Annotated in this window: 1 protein-coding gene and 1 pseudogene; both read left to right on the plus strand. The window is 36.8% G+C overall.

Translation table 11 applies throughout. The features are described from left to right. The first annotated feature begins 155 nt into the window (after window positions 1-155). Entirely contained in the window at window positions 156-983 is an 828-nt protein-coding gene (locus tag JJN12_RS14015; protein WP_208430423.1) for an Rpn family recombination-promoting nuclease/putative transposase, read from the plus strand. Between the two features lie 1,143 nt (window positions 984-2,126). Further along, window positions 2,127-2,343, plus strand: a pseudogene (locus JJN12_RS14020) (Rpn family recombination-promoting nuclease/putative transposase); the annotation flags it as partial.

The raw sequence follows: 2,343 nt of genomic DNA on the forward strand, positions 1-2,343 counted from the left end.
ACATTAAGCAGTTCTGATTATTGTAACCACCTTTGACTTTAGCGTATCCTGAGTATCTAAGTCTTACTTAGCAGGAAAATCTATTTAATATTTTAACTTCATCTGCTATAATGTCTTTAAGGGCATTGTAGCAAACCAATGAAAGAAAGGACTATATGCCTACAAAAAAAGAACGTGATGAGTATTTAAGAGGATTGAACCCAATTGATGACCTTATGTTTCGCAAGATGGCTGAACATAAGGAATTCTGCGAAGAAATCCTTAGAGTTATCTTGGATGATTACAAACTTGTTGTTACTGATAACATGCAGCAGTTTGACCTTAAGAATCTGCAGGGGCGCTCTGTAGTATTGGATGCCAAATGTATCACCGGAGATGGGCGGTATATCAATATCGAAGTCCAAAAAGCGAATGATGACAATCATCTTAAAAGAGTACGTTACAATGCTTCGGTGTTGACTGCCAATGTAACAGAGACCGGAAGGCAGTTTGAATTTGTACCTGATATCTGTATTATATTTATTTCAGCCTTTGATTTATTTAAGGGTAATCTTCCGCTTTACCATGTAAAGAAGGTTGTTGTGGAAACTGAGCAGATAATAGATGATGGTCTTACTGAGATATATGTAAATGCAGCTGTGGATGATGGTTCAAAGCTTGCAAAGCTAATGAAAGTGTTTACTAATAATGATGTTTATGATGAAGCCGATTTCCCGGTTACCAGCGAAATCAAGGCTAGGTTTAAAAAGGATGAAGGAGGTACCGTAAAGATGGATGCAACTTTACAGAAATGGATGCAAGAAAGTGAAGAGATAGGCGAGAAGCGCGGCAGAAAGGAGGGCGTAAAGGAAGGTAAAATTAAAGGTGCTAACGAGGAAAAGCTTAGAATCGCCAAAGACATGATAGCCAGTGGTCTTGAATTTGGATTTATTGCAAGATTGACAGGGCTTTCTGAGGAGGCTGTTGCTGCTTTGCAGGGCTAATGTGACACACCCTATCAGCTTCTGGTAATACCTTATATGCGATATTAGGGGTCACTTATAAGGGGTTGTTACAATTGTGTGTTGTTATTAATCCCATAATGCAGATTTTCTTTTTATTCTTTGTCATGGTTCTGTCGAAGTATGGATTAGATTGTTTGTTTTATGGGATTTTTTGATTTCTTAGATACGCTTGCTTATTGTTTTTGGATGCCATCCTAGCCGCACTTTGAATGATGATTTTTAATTTGTCACTCTAGTCACGCTTAGAATAATAAATTTCAGACTCACTCCTGCATTCTCTTCATTGCCTCAGATACTTTCACTTTGTACAATGTTTTATGTTTGCCACCCTAGTCACGCCTAGAATAATAAATTTCAGACTCGCTCCGGCATCCGCTTCGCTTCGCCTAACGCGCTCGCTTAGAATTTATTATTCTATGCTGATTAATTTCTAATAATGTGCATCGCATAATACTGCATTGAGATTCGAGATTATTCCCGAAACAGTAAGTTTTACACTTCATTTTCGATGCCTGCTGACTAGGAGCTCCCTTCTTTTTGCTTTACAAGTGTTTTTCGCTTGATTTTTTGGTTATTTTGTACACTTTTTCTTTGAAACTTTGTGCACTTTGCCGTTGTTTTTTATTTGGATTTCATATATAATACTTCTTGTCGGGGTGAGTTACAATAGTCACTAAGTAGTATTTCTCGAGTCGCTAAGCAGCATTTCTTAGTTACCAAGCAGTATTTCTTAGCTATTATGATTTGCGTGATATATGTATTCAATATGTGATTATATGTGATATGGAGTTCGATGTCTGTCTTTACTGATTGCTATCTTTTCACACTGATAATCATTGCAAAAAGTTTTCAGTTCTTCCTAATAATCACTACAATGAGTACTAAGTTCTCTTTAATAATCACTGCAAAGAGTGTTCTGTTCTCCCTAAATAACCGCTGCGAATAGTGTTCTGTTCTCAGATATCTAACATTAATCAGTTCTGATTATTGTAACCACCTTTGACTTTAGCGTATCCTGAGTATCTAAGTCTTACTTAGCAGGAAAATCTATTTAACATTTTAACTTCATCTGCTATAATGTCTATAAGGCATTATAGCAAACCCAATGAAAGAAAGGACTATATGCCTACAAAAAAAGAACGTGATGAGTATTTAAGAGGATTGAACCCAATTGATGACCTTATGTTTCGCAAGATGGCTGAACATAAGGAATTCTGCGAAGAAATCCTGAGAGTTATCTTGGATGATTACAAACTTGTTGTTACTGATAACATGCAGCAGTTTGACATTAAGAATCTGCAGGGGCGCTCTGTAGTATTGGATGCCAAATGTATCACCG

Source organism: Catonella massiliensis, from assembly GCF_016651435.1.
GTDB lineage: Bacteria > Bacillota > Clostridia > Lachnospirales > Lachnospiraceae > Catonella > Catonella massiliensis.

Bases quoted from the DNA above. Each gene is read 5' to 3' on its own strand.
- JJN12_RS14015 (WP_208430423.1), top strand. From the start codon at position 156: ATGCCTACAAAAAAAGAACGTGATGAGTATTTAAGAGGATTGAACCCA.